14 protein-coding genes are annotated in these 17,236 nt (G+C 54.5%); 11 read left to right on the top strand and 3 right to left on the bottom strand.

Annotated features, from left to right (window positions below):
• Nucleotides 1-32: 32 nt before the first annotated feature.
• Both DXU84_RS21725 and DXU84_RS21720 read left to right on the top strand, forming a co-directional pair.
• Nucleotides 33-950: a LysR family transcriptional regulator gene (locus DXU84_RS21725; protein ID WP_013574145.1), complete on the top strand. Its 918-nt coding sequence runs from the start codon at nucleotides 33-35 to the stop codon at nucleotides 948-950.
• Nucleotides 951-1,170: 220 nt separating this feature from the next.
• Nucleotides 1,171-2,334 carry an MFS transporter gene (locus DXU84_RS21720; RefSeq protein WP_013574146.1) on the top strand — a complete coding sequence of 388 codons (1,164 nt, stop codon included), beginning with the start codon at nucleotides 1,171-1,173 and terminating at the stop codon, nucleotides 2,332-2,334.
• Nucleotides 2,335-2,398: 64 nt separating this feature from the next.
• Here DXU84_RS21720 and DXU84_RS21715 read toward each other — a convergent pair whose 3' ends face one another.
• Complete coding sequence (locus tag DXU84_RS21715; RefSeq protein ID WP_112197521.1) at nucleotides 2,399-3,322, bottom strand: LysR family transcriptional regulator; 924 nt, start codon at nucleotides 3,320-3,322, stop codon at nucleotides 2,399-2,401.
• 134 nt (nucleotides 3,323-3,456) lie between these two features.
• Between DXU84_RS21715 and lysA the strand changes: the two genes are divergently transcribed.
• A complete protein-coding gene (gene lysA / locus DXU84_RS21710) occupies nucleotides 3,457-4,716 on the top strand; it encodes a diaminopimelate decarboxylase (RefSeq protein WP_153376642.1) in 1,260 nt (419 codons plus the stop codon).
• 164 nt (nucleotides 4,717-4,880) lie between these two features.
• On the opposite strand, the gene DXU84_RS21705 is transcribed toward lysA, so the two are convergent.
• The gene (locus DXU84_RS21705) at nucleotides 4,881-5,198 is read right to left on the bottom strand and encodes a PTS lactose/cellobiose transporter subunit IIA (RefSeq protein ID WP_013574149.1); all 318 of its coding nucleotides are present in this window, start codon (nucleotides 5,196-5,198) and stop codon (nucleotides 4,881-4,883) included.
• A gap of 277 nt (nucleotides 5,199-5,475) precedes the next feature.
• Between DXU84_RS21705 and DXU84_RS21700 the strand changes: the two genes are divergently transcribed.
• Genes DXU84_RS21700 through DXU84_RS21680 form a run of 5 tightly spaced genes read left to right on the top strand, consistent with a single transcriptional unit; the run spans nucleotide 5,476 to nucleotide 9,879 of the window.
• Nucleotides 5,476-6,819 carry a PTS sugar transporter subunit IIC gene (locus tag DXU84_RS21700; protein WP_013574150.1) on the top strand — a complete coding sequence of 448 codons (1,344 nt, stop codon included), beginning with the start codon at nucleotides 5,476-5,478 and terminating at the stop codon, nucleotides 6,817-6,819.
• A 24-nt stretch (nucleotides 6,820-6,843) separates the two neighbouring features.
• A complete protein-coding gene (locus DXU84_RS21695) occupies nucleotides 6,844-8,280 on the top strand; it encodes a glycoside hydrolase family 1 protein (protein ID WP_153376641.1) in 1,437 nt (478 codons plus the stop codon).
• Between the two features lie 14 nt (nucleotides 8,281-8,294).
• Nucleotides 8,295-8,612 (top strand): PTS sugar transporter subunit IIB, encoded by a 318-nt coding sequence (locus DXU84_RS21690; RefSeq protein WP_013574152.1) that lies wholly within the window; start codon nucleotides 8,295-8,297, stop codon nucleotides 8,610-8,612.
• Nucleotides 8,613-8,650: 38 nt separating this feature from the next.
• Nucleotides 8,651-9,424 carry an FCD domain-containing protein gene (locus DXU84_RS21685; RefSeq protein ID WP_013574153.1) on the top strand — a complete coding sequence of 258 codons (774 nt, stop codon included), beginning with the start codon at nucleotides 8,651-8,653 and terminating at the stop codon, nucleotides 9,422-9,424.
• A gap of 5 nt (nucleotides 9,425-9,429) precedes the next feature.
• The gene (locus tag DXU84_RS21680; RefSeq protein ID WP_013574154.1) at nucleotides 9,430-9,879 is read left to right on the top strand and encodes a GNAT family N-acetyltransferase; all 450 of its coding nucleotides are present in this window, start codon (nucleotides 9,430-9,432) and stop codon (nucleotides 9,877-9,879) included.
• On the opposite strand, the gene galR is transcribed toward DXU84_RS21680, so the two are convergent.
• Nucleotides 9,876-10,883: an HTH-type transcriptional regulator GalR gene (gene galR / locus DXU84_RS21675; RefSeq protein ID WP_013574155.1), complete on the bottom strand. Its 1,008-nt coding sequence runs from the start codon at nucleotides 10,881-10,883 to the stop codon at nucleotides 9,876-9,878. The two genes, DXU84_RS21680 and galR, sit on opposite strands and share 4 nt — an antisense overlap.
• Before the next feature lie 252 nt (nucleotides 10,884-11,135).
• Here galR and DXU84_RS21670 point away from each other — a divergent pair, with 252 nt between their 5' ends.
• From DXU84_RS21670 to lplT, 3 genes are all read left to right on the top strand, one after another.
• The gene (locus DXU84_RS21670) at nucleotides 11,136-13,394 is read left to right on the top strand and encodes a molybdopterin guanine dinucleotide-containing S/N-oxide reductase (RefSeq protein WP_119261284.1); all 2,259 of its coding nucleotides are present in this window, start codon (nucleotides 11,136-11,138) and stop codon (nucleotides 13,392-13,394) included.
• A 357-nt stretch (nucleotides 13,395-13,751) separates the two neighbouring features.
• Entirely contained in the window at nucleotides 13,752-15,917 is a 2,166-nt protein-coding gene (gene aas, locus DXU84_RS21665; RefSeq protein WP_112152357.1) for a bifunctional acyl-ACP--phospholipid O-acyltransferase/long-chain-fatty-acid--ACP ligase, read from the top strand.
• Nucleotides 15,914-17,125 (top strand): lysophospholipid transporter LplT, encoded by a 1,212-nt coding sequence (lplT, locus tag DXU84_RS21660; protein WP_153376639.1) that lies wholly within the window; start codon nucleotides 15,914-15,916, stop codon nucleotides 17,123-17,125. The genes aas and lplT overlap by 4 nt, the downstream gene beginning before the upstream one ends.
• Nucleotides 17,126-17,236 lie beyond the last annotated feature (111 nt).

Raw genomic sequence — 17,236 nt, 5'->3', positions numbered from 1 at the left:
CGCAACTGTTTGTTGCATAAACCGGACGAATCATGGACAGAATTACCGCTGCACAAGTGTTTGTTGCCATTGTTGAACGGGGAAGCATGGTCAGTGCTGCCGAATCGCTGAATATGTCGCGGGCGATGGTGACACGTTATCTGTCGGAGATGGAAAAGTGGTCGGGCGCGCGCCTGCTGCACCGCTCCACCCGCAAACTCAGCCTGACGGATGCGGGCGAAAACACGCTGGCGCGTTGCCGGAAAATGCTGTCGGTGGCGGCGGAAATGAGCAGCGTGGCGGATACGGGCGATGAAGCGTTGCGCGGTTTGCTGCGTCTGAGTTGCTCACAATCTTTCGGGCAGGGTGCGGTGGTGATTGCGGTCAGTGAATTTTTGCGCCGACATCCGCAGGTCAGTATCGATCTTCAGCTGGAAAGCCGGGCGATCAATCTGGTGGAAGACCGGATCGATCTGGCGCTGCGCATCACTAACGATCTGGATCCGAACCTGATCGCCCGGCCACTGGCGCTGTGTCCGTCGGTCGTCTGCGCGTCTCCGGCTTATCTGGCCGCGCAGGGTACGCCGCAGCATCCGCAGGATCTGGCAGTCCACAACTGCCTGACGTACACCTGGTTCGGCAAAAGCCTGTGGCAGTTTGCACGGCAGGGTGAACAGGTCGCGATTCCGGTGAGCGGAAATCTGAGCGCCAATGAATCGCTGGTGCTGCTGACCGGGGCAGTGGAAGGCGCGGGAATCGTCATGCAGCCTTATTATTCGGCGGCACCGCTGATTGCCAGCGGCCAGCTCGTCGCCTTACTCAGCGGGTGGCAGCCACAGGAAATGGGGATTTATGCGATTTACATGTCCCGGCGGCAAATGCCGGCGGCGTTGCGAGCGCTGCTCGATTTTCTGGTGGAATGGTTCAAAGGCCATCCGCGCTGGCTGTCGCTGACAGAAGAAAAACGCTGAGTCACCGGCAGGGAATAAGCCAGTGGAATCGGTCCCTTTTTCGTCTTCCGCGCATTCCCTGCAATGTATTGTTATGTAAAGATTAATCCTGATATCGGGTGTTTTTCAGGCAGCAAGGGCACAGACTGCGTCTGGTCAAAAGTGTGATCAACGTGGTATTTAAACCCATCCGGCGCAATGCCGGTGCCTTTACTCATCACTAAAAATATCCGGAGTTTTTATGCCTGTCGCACTCCTGGCACTGGCGCTCAGCGCGTTTGCCATCGGTACCACTGAATTCGTCATCATGGGGCTGCTCCCCAACGTGGCGGGGGATCTGAATGTCAGTATTCCTTCTGCAGGCTGGTTAATCAGCGGATACGCGCTGGGTGTGGCAATCGGGGCACCGATCATGGCCGTGCTGACGGCAAAACTGCCGCGCAAGAACACCCTGCTGCTGCTGATGAGCATCTTTATTATTGGCAACGTGATGTGCGCGCTGTCGTACAGCTACGATTTCCTGATGCTGGCGCGCGTGATCACCGCGCTGTGTCATGGTGCCTTCTTCGGGATTGGCGCGGTGGTAGCGGCAAGTCTGGTGGCGCCTAACCGTCGTGCTTCAGCGGTTGCGCTGATGTTCACCGGCCTGACACTGGCTAACGTGCTGGGCGTTCCGCTCGGTACTGCGCTCGGACAGGCTTTCGGCTGGCGTTCAACCTTCTGGGTGGTGGCGGTGATTGGCGTGGCCTCACTGTTCGCACTCTATAAAAAGCTGCCGGATAAGAAAGAAGAAGAGCCGACTGATCTGCGTAAGGAAATCCGTGCGCTGGGTAGCCTGGGATTATGGCTGTCGCTGTCGATCACTATTTTCTTTGCTGCCGCGATGTTCGCGCTGTTCACGTATATCGCGCCTATCCTGACGCAAATTACCGGCGTGTCTGAGCACGGTGTCAGCTGGACGCTGCTGCTGATCGGCCTCGGTCTGACCATCGGTAACGTGCTGGGCGGGCGTCTGGCGGACTGGCGTCTGGGTATCTCGCTGACCCTGACTTTCCTGATGATCGCCATATTCTCCGTGCTGTTCAGCTACACCAGCGTTCATCTGGTGGCGGCGGAAATCACGCTGTTTATCTGGGCGATGGTGAACTTTGCCGCGGTGCCTGCCTTGCAGGTTAACGTGGTGACCTACGGCAAAAACGCGCCAAACCTGGTGTCGACCCTGAACATTGCGGCGTTTAACGTGGGCAATGCGCTGGGTGCCTGGGTGGGCGGCGCGGTGATTGAACGCGGAATGGGACTGAGCACTGTGCCGCTGGCGGCGGGCGCACTCGGCGCTATCGGCTTCGTACTGTGTGTGATCACTTTCCGCCGTGCGGCGAAGAAAGCGGAAAAAGCGGCCGCGTAATTCAGCCGCTAAAAAAATTAAAGGCCATGCAGGATTTCTCCGGCGTGGCCTTATTTTTTTCTGTTCAGCGCATCAGCGCGGCCTCGAGATGCCCGGCAAAGCGTTGCGCCTGCTGATGGCAGTGTTCGATAAATGTGGTGACCAGCGCCGAAGCGGGGCGGTGCAATGGCCGGATCAGGCTGACGGTAAAGGGTACGGCGACGCTGAATTCCCGCAGGACGAGTCCGTTGTCACAATAATCCAATGCGGTCAGCGGGTTGACGATCGACACGCCCGCGCCTTCGCGCACCATACTGCACACTGACGCGGCGCTGTGGGTTTCCATCACCAGCCGCCGCGTAACCTGTTGTTCCATAAATAACGTATCCAGCAGTTGCCGGTAACTGTCGGTCGCTGACAGGCTGATATAATTCAGCCCGCTGAAATCTTGTGGTGTGAGTCGCGATTTCTCAGCCAAAGGATGTCCGGCAGGCAGCACGCACACTTCGTTCAGTGTCAGCAGCGTCTGGCGCTCGGTTCCGGCTGGGGTCTGGGTGTTTTCCGTCAACCCCAAATCATGGCGCTGCGCCGACAGCCATTCTTCCAGCAGCGGCGATTCCTGCGGCACAATATTGAAACTGACGTCAGGGTAGCGGTCGAGAAACGGTTTACACACCGCAGGCAGCAGCGACTGACTGAACACCGGCAGGCAGGCGATCGACAGTTGCGCCTGCTCGAACTGGCGGATGCCTTCCGCTGCGCTGATAATTCTGTCCAGCCCGTAGTACGAGCGCTGCACTTCCTCAAACAGCCGTAACCCCTGCACCGTCGGATACAACCGTCCGCGCAGGCGTTCGAATAACTGCAGATTCAGCAACTTTTCGCAGCGCGCCAGTTCACGGCTGACTGTCGGCTGCGAGGTATTGAGCAACGCAGCGGCTTCCGTCAGATTGCCGGTGGTCATGACCGCATGAAAAATTTCGATATGGCGCAGGGAAATAGCTGGCATGGTTTCATCCGCTAAGCGATGACAATAGCCCATATCATAAATGAATAGACTTGCCTGAAATAGATATTTCATCGCCGGTCTGCCACGCGGCATACTGAGGGAAATATGACGGACTTCAACTGACGGAAAATCTTATGCCACGCGCTCTGAACGATATGTCTACCGCGCTTAATGCCGCGAATTTACTGGCTCTGCCGCAACAATTTGGCTGCCCTGTGTGGGCGTATGACGCTGAGATTATCAAACAGCGCATCGCGCAGTTGCGCCAGTTTGACGTGATCCGTTTTGCGCAGAAAGCCTGTTCTAATATTCATATCCTGCGTCTGATGCGCGAGCAGGGCGTGAAGGTCGATTCCGTTTCTCTGGGTGAAATTGAGCGTGCGCTGGTGGCCGGTTTTATTCCGGGCGGCACAGACAGTGAGATTGTGTTTACTGCTGACGTACTGGATCAACCGACGCTGGAGCGCGTGACAGCGCTGGATATTCCGGTGAACGCCGGTTCCATCGACATGCTCAGTCAGATTGGTCAGCATAAAGCCGGGCATCCGGTGTGGCTGCGCGTGAACCCGGGCTTCGGTCACGGGCACAGCCAGAAAACCAATACCGGCGGCGAAAACAGTAAACACGGGATCTGGTATGCCGATTTACCGCAGGCGCTGACAGAGATTGCCCGTTACGACCTGAAACTGGTGGGCATTCATATGCATATCGGTTCCGGCGTGGATTATGGTCACCTTGAGCAGGTTTGCGATGCGATGGTGCGCCAGGTGATTGAAACAGGACACGATATTGAAGCGATCTCCGCCGGTGGCGGCCTGTCGATCCCCTATCATTTTGAAGAAGAATCCATTGATACCGGCCACTATTTTGGTCTGTGGAATCGTGCGCGCGAGCAGATTGCCGCGCATCTCGGGCATGAGATTAAACTGGAGATCGAACCGGGGCGTTTCCTGGTGGCGGAATCCGGCGTGCTGGTGGCGCAAATCCGTGCGGTGAAAAACATGGGCAGCCGTCATTTCGTGCTGTGCGACGCAGGCTTTAATGACCTGATGCGCCCGGCGATGTACGGCAGCTATCATCATATTTCACTGTTACCGGCCGATGGCCGCGATGTGAGCGGACAACCGCTGACGGATTCCGTGATCGCCGGTCCGCTGTGTGAATCCGGCGACGTGTTTACCCAGCAGGCAGGCGGCGGAGTGGAAACCTTCCCGCTGCCGCCGGTACACATCGGCGATTATCTGGTGTTCCACGATACAGGTGCCTATGGCGCATCCATGTCATCGAACTACAACACCCGACCTCTGCTGCCGGAAGTATTGTTTGAGAATGGCGTGCCAAGACTGATTCGTCGCAGGCAGACGGTGGAAGAGTTAATTGCTCTGGAGCTCTAGTCTCTGCGTCTGAGCCGGTGAGGTGGCTTGCTTTGCTCCTCCCCCTGCGAAGGGGGAGGCGGGGAGGGGGTTTTAAATACAAAGCAATGAGTTAAAGCACACTTTGAATTTTGTTTTTGACCTTAATACCCCACCCCAACCCTCCCCTTCGCAGGGGAGAAAGTTTACTTATCAAACATCTCTTTTCTCAGTAACACGATTTCTTCTGCCAGATCACGGCACAGCATGGCGGTCATCAGATGATCCTGCGAGTGCACCATGATCAGATTCACCGGAATTTTCCCCACGCCTTCATCCAGGCCAATCAGTTGCGTCTGTACTTTGTGCGCAACACGCGCCGCGTCGTCCGAGGCTTTCAGCATCGCATCAGCCTGTTCCCATTCTTTTTTACGTGCATGCTGAATCGCCATCATGGCGTTAGATCGTGCTTCTCCGGCGTTGATCAATAACTCCATCACCGTTTGTTCCAGATCGAATTCCATCGAAAACTCCAAATTGGTATACCAGAAAGGGGTGAAGTCATCATATTGGAATTCCAATATTCACATGTGAGAACGCTGTCACAGAAATTAATTCGTATTCCGCTATTTTTTGGCATGCCACATTACGAAATTATTCCCGAAATATGGCCGACAGGATGATTTACAGAACCGGAATCTGACCCTGCTTCGTACGACACCTTTATTCCTCATTCAATATAAAAGGTGAAGACGAAATCAACACCTGTGAAGTATAGAAAAAAGAAAATGAGGTGCTGTCATGTCACTGAAAGACCGCTTTATCGATTCTCTGGGGGGATTCGCCAACACCTTTAATAGCTTCCGATACATCATGGCTATTAAGGCGTCTTTTATCACGTTAATGCCCGTTATTATTGTGGGGGCATTCTCAGTTTTAATTTCAAATATGGTGATGGATCCGAAAAACGGATTAGCGCATTTTGAAATGTTCTCCTGGCTGGCCACCCTCAAACCGATCATGAGCAGTATTAACTACGCCACGCTCAGTTTTCTGACCATCGGTGCGGTGTTTTTAATTGGTATCGAACTCGGGAAAATTAACGGCTCACGTTCGTTATTTCCCGGCCTGCTGGCAGTGATTTGTTTTATTGCCGTGACGCCAACCACCGTCGATATGATGGTTAACGGCCAGATGCAGGAAGTGAAAGATGTGCTGGCAAAACAATTCTCCGATACTAAAAGTCTGTTCCTCGGCATGTTTATTGCCATTCTGTCGGTGGAGATTTATTCCCGTCTGGAACGGGTTAACGGCCTGCGTATAAAGATGCCTGAGAGCGTACCGCCCAATGTGTCGGCGTCATTCTCGGCGTTAATTCCCGCCATTATTACCGTGGTGCTCGTCGCTACCTTCGGCTTTGTATTCCACCGCGTCACCGGCATGTATCTGTACGATGCGGTGTATCAGGTGATTCAGCGTCCGCTGGAATCGGTGATGCAAAGTCTGCCGGGCATTCTGCTGCTGATGTTTGTCGCGCAGCTGTTCTGGGTGATTGGTATTCATGGCAACCAGATGATTAAACCGATTCGCGAACCGCTGTTGCTCGGCGCCATCATGGTTAACATGACCGCGTTTGAGCAGGGTCATGAGGTGCCAAACATCATCACCATGCCGTTCTGGGATGTATATATGAGCATCGGAGGCTCGGGTTGTACCATCGGTTTGTTGCTGGCGGTGATGATCGCTACCCGCCGCAAAGAGATGCGCGAAATCGCCAAACTGTCCCTCGGGCCAAGTTTCTTCAACATCAATGAACCGGTGATTTTCGGTATGCCGATTATGCTCAACCCGATCCTGGCTATCCCGTTCATCATCACGCCGCTGATCACCGGCACCATCGGCTATTTTGCCACCAGCCTCGGATTCGCCGGACGCGCGGTGGTGATGGTGCCGTGGACCACACCGCCGATTATCAACGCCTGGCTGTCAACGGCCGGATCGATGGGCGCGGTGTTTACCCAGATTGGCTGCATTGTGGTGGCGGTACTGATTTATCTGCCGTTTGTGAAAGTCGCGGCGCGTCGTGCCGATCAGGCTCAGCTTGAAGCCATGCAGCAGAGCCAGAAACAGGCTGCCACGGCGTAAATTATTCGGAAAATGAGGGATGTTATGAGTAAGGTTTCAATCGCCATTCCTGACGGATTTATTCTCGGTGCCGCCGCCTCTGCGTGGCAGACCGAAGGCTGGAGCGGCAAAAAAGACGGGCAGGATTCGTATCTGGATCTCTGGTACAAAAATAACCGCCATGTCTGGCACAACGGTTACGGCCCGGCGAAAGCCACCGATTTCATCAACCGCTACAAAGAAGATGTGGCGCTGATGAAAGCCAGCGGGCTGAGTCATTACCGCACGTCAGTTAACTGGTCGCGCTTTTTCACCGACTATGAGTTGGGTACGGTCGATGAAGAATACGCGGCATATATCGACGATCTGCTCGATGAGATGAAACGTAACGGTATCGAACCGATGCTGTGTCTGGAACACTACGAATTACCGGCGTTTCTGATCGAAAAATACGACGGCTGGAGCTCGAAAAAAGTCGTCGATCTGTTTGTGTTGTATGCAGAAAAAGTCTTCGAACGGTATGCCGGAAAAGTCCGCCGCTGGTTTACCTTCAACGAACCGGTGGTGGTGCAAACCCGCGTGTATCTGGATGCGATCCGCTGGCCGTTCGAGCAAAACACCGCGAAATGGATGCAGTGGAATCACCACAAAGTGCTGGCAACCGCCAGAGTGGTCGAACTGTTCCATCGCAAAAAATATCACGCCGCAGGTACCGTCGGGGTGATTTTAAATCCGGAAGTGACGTACGCCCGTTCATCGGCGGCGCATGACCAAAAGGCGGCGCATTTATACGATTTATTCTATAACCGCGTATTTTTAGACCCGATGATCAACGGGGAATATCCGCAGGAATTGCTGGAGCTACTGGAAAAGCACGGCGTACATTTCGATTATACAGAAGCGGAACTGGCGGTTATCCGTAATAACACCGTGGATGAAGTGGGTATTAATCTTTATTACCCGCACCGGGTGAAAGCACCGTCCCGCGAATGGAATAAAGACACGCCATTCCATCCGGCGTATTACTACGAACATTTCGAATTGCCCGGACGCCGGATGAATAAATCGCGTGGCTGGGAAATCTATCCGAAAATTATTTATGACATGGCGATGCGCATTAAAGCGGAATACGGAAATATTTCGTGGTTTGTGGCTGAAAACGGCATGGGTATCGAAAATGAAGGCCAGTTTCGCGATGCCGTCAGCGGGGAAATTCAGGACAACTATCGTATTGAATTTATTGCCGAGCATCTTTACTGGACATTAAAAGCGCGTGAAGACGGCGCCAATTGTCAGGGATATATGCTCTGGGCCTTTACCGATAATGTCTCGCCAATGAACGCCTTTAAAAACCGTTACGGGCTGATCGAAATTGATCTTGATAACAATCGTGATCGCCGTCAGAAGAAATCCTCTCACTGGTTTAAATCACTCAGTGAAAGCGGTGTGTTGTCTTTAACGCTCGATGACCAGGAAAAATAACCTAAGGAAACACTATGAAACGAATCGTTTTAGCTTGTTCGGCAGGGATGTCCACGTCACTGGTGGTCACCAAAATGGAAAAAGAAGTTACTGCGCGGGGGCTGGAATATCAGATCTACGCGATCCCTGAAAACAATCTGCGTGACGAGCTTGAAGCCTATGGCCGCGATATTGTCGCCGTGCTGCTCGGGCCGCAGGTGCGTTTTAAACTGGCGGAGAATAAAAAGCTGACCGATGAACACGGCATTCCGATTGCGGTGATCGACATGGTGGCTTACGGCACGTTAAACGGTGCAAAAGTGCTGGATCAGGCATTATCTCTGATACAGTAACATCCGGTCTTTTTTGTTTTTTGCATCAGGGTGATTGTGTGGAAAAAGGTGTGGTTTCGCAGGACAGAAAGCAGTATCAGGAAATCGGGCATGACCTGCGTGAGCAAATCAAGCAAGGGCATTTCGCCGTGGGATCCCGCCTGCCGCCCGAACGCAATATGGCGGAAAACTACGGCGTCAGCCGGACGATTGTGCGCGAAGCCTTACTGATGCTGGAACTGGAGGGCACGGTGGATATCCGTCAGGGTTCCGGCGTGTACGTGATCCGCATTCCTTCTCAGGAAGAAGGCGAAGACGAACTGTTGTATCAGGGGCAGATTGGCCCCTTTGAAATCTTACAGGCGCGGCAGTTGCTCGAAAGTAATATTGCCGCGTTTGCCGCCAAAATGGCCACCAAAGCGGATATCGAAAATCTGCGCCGCACGCTGGAGCAGGAACAAATCGCCATCGTGGCTAACGACGAAAGCGGTGATAACGACCGGCTGTTCCACCTGCTGATTGCCGGTGCGACACAAAACCAGATGCTGCTCGATTCGGTGAAAAATATCTGGATGCACCGGGATTCCAGCCCGCTGTGGAAACAGTTACACAGCCATATTGCTACCCGCGGTTACCGCCTGAAATGGCTGGCTGATCATCAGAATATTTTGGCCGCACTGCGCCGCCGCGACGTCATGGGCTCGTATCAGGCGATGTGGCAGCACATGGAAAATGTGAAAAATACGCTGATGGAATTGTCGGATGTGGATGCGCCGGAGTTTGACGGCTATCTGTTTGAATCTGTGCCGATTTTTCAGGGAAAGATGGTCTGAACACGATGAAGATTATTAATCTGAGTGAACGGCCTGAATTTCAGGACGCGGTCACAGACTGGCTTTGGCAGGCATTTGGCAGCGAAAACAGCCGGGAGTTTTTTGCCAGCGTGGTGCGAAGCAGCCTGTCCGGCGCGGACTTACCGCAAACATTTATCGCACTCGAAGGCGACAGGCTGGCAGGAACCGTGGGCCTGTGGCGCTGTGATTTAATCAGCCGTCAGGATCTTACCCCGTGGCTGGCGGCGTTATACGTGGATGAAAATTTCCGTTCGTGCGGGCTGGGGCAGCAGTTACAGGAATTTGTACTGGAACAGAGCCGCCGCAGCGGCTTTTGTGAGTTGTATTTGTATGCCGAATTCACCGGCTATTACGAACGTTTTGGCTGGAAATACATCGGCGATGCGCTGGATTATCCGGATAAGCCGGTGCATCTTTTCCATCAACATCTTTAGCTGTTTGCCGGGCCGCTCACCGAGTGACGACGTACCAGCGTCGGGCTGAACATATGGGTTGTTTCCGGTAACGGCTGACCGTTTGCCAGCGCTAACGCCAGTTGCGCTGCCTGATTCGCCATCGCCACCACCGGATAACGTACGGTGGTCAGACGCGGGCGCAGATAGCGTGAAATCAGCACATCATCAAAGCCAATCAGCGAAATTTCGCCCGGCACATCAATACTGTTATCGCTTAATACCGATAATGCACCGGCGGCCATCGGGTCGTTGTAACAGGTCACCGCCGTAAATCCTTTGCCCAATCCCAGTAAATCCGCCATGGCTTTTTCACCACCGATTTCATCCGGTTCCGCGTAGGCAATCAGCTTGTCATCTACCGGAATGTTGTGTTCGGTGAGGGCGTCGATATAGCCCTGAAGCCGGTCGCTGGCATCGGAAATGCCGTGGTTGGAACATAAAATCGCGATGCGCTGATGGCCGGCCTGAATGAGGTGGCGCGTCGCCAGCCAGGAACCGTAGCGGTCATCGAGTGCAATACAGCGTTGTTCAAAACCCGGCAACGTGCGGTTAATCAGCACCATTCCGGGGATTTGCTGCATCAGGCTGGTCAGCTCATCTTCTGGCAGCATTTTGGCGTGAACCACTAACGCCGCACAGCGGTGGCGGATCAACTGCTCAATGGCCTGACGCTCTTTTTCAACGTTGTGATAACCGTTACCAATCAGCAGAAAATTGCCGGTGGCGTAGGCCACCTGTTCGACCGCTTTGACCATCGCGCCAAAAAACGGATCAGAAACGTCGGCCACGATCAGCCCCAGCGTTTCGGTTGCCTGTTGGGCGAGGGCACGGGCGTTGGCATTCGGATGATATTGCAGATGCTGCATGGCGTTCTGTACGGCTTCCCGCGAGCTGTCGCTGGCTTTCGGGGAATGGTTTATCACGCGTGAAACGGTCGCAACCGATACGCCTGCCAGTTTTGCTACATCCTTAATCGTTGCCATAACACTTCCGTTTTCCGTGAGGGTAATCGTTTACACTGACCAGTTTTGCGGAAAAGACCGGTGGCTGCAAGGATGCTGATCGCAACTTTTTGATGTAAGCGCGATGTAACGGGAAAAGATCGTGGTGATTAACCGAAATCCCAGTGCGATAGGGTGGAAATGCGTTTTATTAAGATTATTTGTTCTTTGAAGTGTCAGCGCAGTGAATGGTATTTTTAAAGTCATTTATCTGCGCTGAGAAAAATAGAAATTATGTCGATAAAACGCTATCCGCAACTGGCCCACTGGGGCGCATATACCGCTGTGGTGGAAGATGGCCGCTTAATCCGTTGTGAACCTTATAAGGCGGATGCCGATCCTTCACCTCTGCTCGATTCCATTGCGCCGCTGGTCTATTCCGACAAACGTATCCGCAAACCGGCCGTGCGCCGCTCGTGGTTGAAACATCGCGAAAACAGCGATCGTTCGCTGCGGGGCCGCGAAGATTTTGTCGAAGTGGACTGGGATCTGGCGCTGGATCTGGTGGCCGAAGAGAATAAACGCGTGCGTGATCGCTACGGCGCTTCCGGCATTTTCAACGGCTCTTACGGCTGGTCATCGGCCGGACGTCTGCATCACGCCCGTTCTCTGGTGCGTCGTTTTTATTTCACCGGTGGCGGCGGGGTGGATCAGCAGGGCAACTATAGCTGGGGCTCGGCGCAATTTTTCCTGCCGTACGTTATCGGCACGTTTACCCCGCTGACCGGACGCGTGACCTCGTGGCCAAGTGTGGTCGAACACGCTGACATTCTGGTCGCATTTGGCGGTCTGGCGCTGAAAAATGCGCAAGTGGCGTCCGGCGGCGCGGTGGAACATACCCTGAAACCGGCGCTGGAACAGTTGGCGAAAAAAGGCACCCGCGTCATTAACATCAGCCCGATGCGCGACGACTGTCCGGAATTCGTGAATGCAGAGTGGATCCCGATCCGCCCGAACACCGATGCGGCGCTGATGATGGCCGTCGCGTTTGAGATTCAGCGCAAAGAAGCGCAGGACGAGGCGTTTCTGGCGAGCCATTGTGTCGGTTATCCGCAACTTGCCGCCTATCTGCGCGGCGACACTGACGGCATCCCGAAAACCCCTGACTGGGCAAGCCACATTACCGGCGTGCCGGCTGAGCGTATTGCGCGTCTGGCGGATGATCTGATCGGTGTACGCAGCTTTATCACCTGTTCTTATTCTGTACAGCGTGCTCACCGTGGCGAGCAGCCTTACTGGATGATGATCGCCATTTCCGCCATGCTCGGGCAGGTCGGTTTGCCGGGTGGCGGATTCTCCTTCGGTCACGGCTCGATGAACAGCGTGGGTAATCCGCGTTATGACACGCCGGGGCCTGCCGTCAGTGCCGGGCCGAATCCTTCTGGTTTGTCGATCCCCGTGGCGCGTATCAGTGACATGCTGCTCAATCCCGGCCAGCCGTATGAATTCCAGGGCGAAACGCTGAATTATCCCGATATTCACCTGGTGCACTGGGCGGGCGGTAATCCGTTCCATCATCATCAGCAACTGAACCGTCTGGTCGAAGGCTGGCAGAAGCCGGACACCGTGATTGTGCAGGATAACGTCTGGACGCCAGCGGCGCAGATGGCGGATATCGTGCTGCCTGCGACAACATCGCTGGAACGTAATGATATCGGCGGATCGTCACGCGACCGCTTCGTGCTGGCGATGCATCAGGCTGTTGCGCCACAACATCAGGCGCGTAACGATTTTGATATTTTCGCTGACATTGCTGACCGTCTCGGTTACCGCGAGCAGTTCACGCAGGGGCGTAATGAAGATCAATGGTTGCGCCATATTTACCGTCAGTGCGGCGAAGCGCAGAAAGGCACCGGCGTGGAATGGCCTGACTTTGAAACCTTCTGGGAGCGCGGTTTTGTTGAACTGCCGGTGCCGGAAAAAGATTACGTGTTCTTTGAGGAATTCCGTAAAAGCCCGCGTGCTAATCCGCTGGGGACCCACAGCGGCAAAATCGAACTGTTCTCCGAAACCATCGCGGGTTACGGTTATGACGATTTCGCGCCGCACCCGGAGTGGCAGCCGCCGGTCGAATGGCTGGGCGCGGAAAGTGCCAAACAGTGGCCGCTGCACCTGATTTCCATTCAGCCAAAAGATCGTCTGCACAGCCAGCTTGATCAGTCGCCGCTGGCGCAGTCGAACAAAACCGCCGGTAAGGAAACGTTGTTTATGCATCCGGAAGATGCTCTCAGCCGTCAGCTGAAGGAGGGAGACCGGGTGAAAGTGCACAATGCGCGTGGCAGTTGTCTGGCGGGGGTGTCACTCAGTGACGGAATTACGCGTGGCGTGGTGCTGATGTCGACCGGCGCCTGGTTTGATCCTGGCTTTGGTGGTCAATGGCAGGAAACCGAGCAGGCGGGGAACCCGAATGTACTGACGCTGGATATCGGCACGTCGCGTCTGACGCAGGGGCCAAATGCCATGAGTTGCCTGGTCGAAGTGGGACCTGTTTAAGGTAGTTTTTAAATAGTTAGCCCGATTTAGGATAAATCGGGCCTATTTTCACCACTCGTTACACTTTGCGGAATTATGTTTCGATTGCCTGCTGGCTGTGGTTCGTACAAAACAGCTAAATTGAACGTCCCAGAGGTATTGATTGGTGAATCATCAACGTGCTCTGCATGTTGATACCGATTAAATTTGCACCAACCTACGCGGATGCGTAGGTTTTTTTTTGCCTCAACTCCGGCACACCGATCAGTTCCCTCCTAAACTCTCTCTGACTGTCGTCATTTTTCAGCGGCTTATAGTATGCTGTTTCCCCAACCTTTTTCTTCAAGATCAGGGATGACACATAAGGAGATGGCAAACATGTATAACTTTCTTTTCGCCGCGTTCAGATGGCTCTTCCGCCTGATGTTCCGGGTTACCGTGACCCCGGCGAGAAACGATTTTAATTACCCGCGTTTAATCCTCACGCCGAACCATGTCTCGTTTATTGACGGCATGTTGCTGGTGCTTTTCCTGCCGGTCAAACCGGTATTTGCAGTGTATTCCAACATCACGGACAGCTGGTTTATGCGCTGGCTGAAACCCTATGTGGACTTCATGCCGCTGGATCCCACCAAACCGATGGCGATCAAGCATTTGATCCGCGAAGTGGAGAAAGGGCGTCCGGTAGTTGTGTTTCCGGAAGGGCGCATTACGGTTACCGGTTCATTAATGAAGATTTACGACGGCGCGGCCTTTGTGGCGGCGAAGTCACAGGCGACCGTCATTCCGGTGCGCATAGACGGGCCGGAATACACGCCGTTTGGCCGGTTGTTCGGCAGCTTTAAAATCCGCTGGTTCCCGAAGGTCACCATCAATCTTTTGCCGCCGACTACCATTCCGATGCCGGATGCGCCGCGTTCACGTGACCGCCGCATTCTCGCCGGTGAGCAACTGCATAAAATTATGATGCAGGCGCGTATGGATACCCGCGAACCGGAAACGCTGTATCAGGCGTTTTTGTCCGCACAAACCCGTTATGGCCGTCGCAAACCCTGTATCGCTGATATCGCGTTCAAAGAAGATACCTATCAGGGACTGCTGAAAAAATGCCTGGGCGTGAGCCGCATTTTGCAACGTTTTACCCGCGAAGGTGAGCATGTCGGGATGCTGTTGCCAAATGCCACGATCATGGCGGCGGCGCTGTTTGGCGCGTCAATGCGCAACCGTATTCCGGCGTTGCTTAACTACACTGCGGGTGCCAAAGGGCTGCAAAGCGCGATGAAAGCGGCGCAGATCAAAACCATTATTACCTCCCGCCAGTTCCTTGAAAAAGGCAAACTGACGCACCTGCCGGAGAACGTGCCAGAGGCGAACTGGGTCTATCTGGAAGATTTGAAAGACACGGTGACCACGCAGGACAAGCTGTGGATCCTGTTCCATCTGATCTTCCCGCGTCGTGCGATGCTGCCGCAAAAAGCCGATGATGCAGCACTGGTGCTGTTTACTTCGGGTTCTGAAGGCAATCCGAAAGGCGTGGTGCATTCACACGCCAGCCTGCTGGCTAACGTCGAGCAAATCCGTACCGTGGCGGACTTCACGCCGCGTGACCGCTTTATGTCGTCGCTGCCGCTGTTCCACGCCTTTGGCCTGACCGTCGGATTGTTAACGCCGCTGATCACCGGCGCTCGCGTGTTCCTGTATCCGAGTCCGCTGCATTACCGCATCGTGCCCGAACTGGTCTACGACCAGAACTGTACCGTGCTTTTCGGTACTTCAACCTTCCTGGGTAATTACGCCCGCTTTGCCCATCCGTATGATTTTGCCCGCTTGCGGTATGTGGTGGCCGGTGCGGAAAAACTGGCTGAAAGCACCAAAGAAATCTGGCAGAACAAATTCGGTATCCGCATTCTCGAAGGCTACGGTGTGACCGAATGTGCGCCGGTGGTGGCGATCAACGTACCGATGGCGACCAAAGTGAATACCGTCGGCAAAATTCTGCCGGGGATGGAGTCTCGTCTGATTACCGTGCCGGGCATTGAGGAGGGCGGTCGTCTGCAACTGCGCGGGCCGAACATCATGAAAGGCTATCTGCGCGTCGAAAATCCGGGTGTGCTGGAAACTCCGCAGGCTGAGAATGCCGCAGGTGAAATGCAGGCGGGCTGGTATGACACCGGTGATATCGTCACGCTGGATGAAAAAGGTTTCTGTGCCATCCGTGGTCGCGTGAAGCGTTTTGCCAAACTGGCGGGAGAAATGGTCTCGCTGGAAAGTGTCGAGCAACTGGCGATCAAGGCTTCACCCGATAAACAGCATGCGGCGACATCGCGCAGTGATGCCAGCAAAGGCGAGGCACTGGTGCTGTTCACCACCGATCCTGAATTACGTCGTGATGCGTTAAGTAAAGCTGCCCGTGAACTGGGGTTGCCGGAACTGGCCGTGCCGCGTGAAATTCGCGTCGTTAAAGCGTTACCGTTGCTCGGCAGCGGTAAACCCGATTTTGTCACCCTGCGCGAGATGGCAGAGAACCCGGAGAGTGAAGCATGAGTCAGCCTTTAAAGGCAGCTGCAGGGCCGTTGATGTCAAAGAGTATGACGGCGGTGATCGTGGCGCAGTTCCTGTCGGCTTTCGGTGATAACGCGCTGTTGTTTGCCGCGCTGGCGCTGATCAAACAACAGCTTTATCCCGACTGGAGCCAGCCCGTTTTACAAATGGCGTTCGTGGCGACGTACATCATTCTCGCGCCGTTTGTCGGGCAGTTTGCCGACAGTTTTTCCAAAGGCCGCGTGATGATGGTCGCTAACCTGCTGAAACTGGCGGGCGCGGCGGTGATTTGCGCGGGCATGAATCCGTTCCTCGGTTATACGCTGGTCGGCATTGGCGCTGCGGCTTATTCACCGGCGAAATACGGCATTCTGGGCGAGATCGCCAGTGGTGAACAACTGGTGAAAGCCAATGGCCTGATGGAAGCCTCTACTATTGCCGCGATCCTGCTGGGTTCTGTGGCCGGTGGCGCACTGGCTGACTGGAGCATTCTGGCGGCGCTCGGTATCTGTGTGCTGGCGTATGGCGCGGCAGTGGCGGCAAACTGGTTTATTCCGAAGCTGAACCCGGCGCGTCCGGGGCAGTCATGGAATCCGGCAAAAATGAGCCGGACATTTTTCTCTGCCTGCAAAACCTTGTGGCAGGATGGCGAAACCCGCTTCTCGCTGGTCGGTACCAGCTTGTTCTGGGGCGCGGGCGTGACGCTGCGTTTCCTGCTGGTGCTGTGGGTTCCCGTGGCGCTGGGCATCACCGATAACAAAACCCCGACCTTGCTGAATGCGATGGTGGCGATCGGGATTGTGTTTGGTGCGGGAGCAGCGGCGAAGTTAATCCGTCTGGAAACCGTGAAACGCTGCCTGCCAGCAGGCGTCGCCATTGGTATCGCCGTGGTGGTCTTTGCGCTGCAAACCAGCATGCTGAGTTCTTACATTGTGCTGGTGGTGGTGGGGGTTTTAGGCGGCTTCTTTGTGGTCCCGCTGAATGCCCTGTTGCAACATCGCGGTAAAATTTCTGTCGGTGCCGGTAACGCGATTGCCGTACAGAATCTGGGTGAAAACACCGCCATGCTGCTGATGCTCGGCTTGTATTCGCTGGTGGTGATGGCCGGTGCGCCGGTGGTGGCGATTGGCATCGGGTTCGGTGTGGTGTTCGCGCTGGCGATTGCCGGGTTGTGGATCTGGAAAAACATGCAGAAACGCCGTATGGCGTAATGTTGTTTTCGCACAAAAGAAAAGGGCGCTCAGCGCCTAATGCCGGTCACTTAAGGTGACCGGCATTGTTTTTTAAGGGATATTTCGACCTTTTTTCTCTCACTTCCCTCG

The organism is Rahnella sp. RcJ3, from assembly GCF_009498575.1.
Classification (GTDB): Bacteria; Pseudomonadota; Gammaproteobacteria; order Enterobacterales; family Enterobacteriaceae; genus Rahnella; species Rahnella aceris.
This window is presented reverse-complemented; position numbering and strand designations above follow the sequence as displayed.